This window comes from Winogradskyella sp. ECml5-4 (genome assembly GCF_036903175.1).
Lineage (GTDB): Bacteria > Bacteroidota > Bacteroidia > Flavobacteriales > Flavobacteriaceae > Winogradskyella > Winogradskyella damuponensis.
The window spans coordinates 1-736 of sequence record NZ_JAYJLF010000078.1 but is presented as its reverse complement, the minus strand read 5'-3'; the positions used below and the strand labels follow the sequence as shown (position 1 = coordinate 736).

Sequence of the window (736 nt, the reverse complement as noted above, 5' to 3'; positions counted from 1 at the left end):
CGTTGGCAAACATTTGAGAATGACAGAAACGAACAATAATAGCGATGGAATAATAGTAGATGGAATTTCTAAAGTTGCGAATAGCAACCCAAGAATTAACCGAATTTTAAGTATGCTATTAGACCATTTCATTATGACTCTTGTAATTGTTCCACCAATGATTATTCTAATGATTTTAAAAGCAAATGGAATATTGGAAATTGGAAACGGAACTTTCTCTGTGATTTTCTTTTTTATGATGTTTATCTATCTAAATAAAGATTTTTTTAATGCAAAAAGTCCTGCAAAACGGATTTTGGGATATCAAGTTATTAATCGGAAAACTGAAAAATCAGCATCTGAATTACAATGCTTTGTGCGGAATTTGACAATTGCTGTTGCTTGGCCTTTAGAAGTTATTGTTGGATTGATAAATCCTGAAAGGAGAATTGGCGATTTTTTAGCAAATACCAAGGTTGTCGTTTCTGAAAAAGAAAAATTAAAAACGATTTGGACTGACTTTAAAAGAAAAACTCTGAAATTAAATCTTATCGGAATTATAATTATTGGAGTAATTTACTTTTATGGTTTGAGTTTATTAATGCCGAATATGAATTAAAAAAACGATTTGCCAACAACGTGTATAGTTAATTGCTTTTTTGAGCTTACTTGCGAAAATTCCTGCGGAATTTTCACGGGTTCGTAAATGTTTGCTAACTTAGTTGCCTAACCACGCAACTAACCATACACAAAACCG

The 736-nt window shown here is 31.4% G+C and carries 1 protein-coding gene; it reads left to right on the top strand.

What is annotated here, in order from left to right:
• Positions 1–598: RDD family protein (locus tag VDP25_RS17725; RefSeq protein ID WP_334471987.1), on the top strand; the 598-nt coding region annotated here is incomplete at its 5' end.
• Between the last annotated feature and the right edge of the window lie 138 nt (positions 599–736).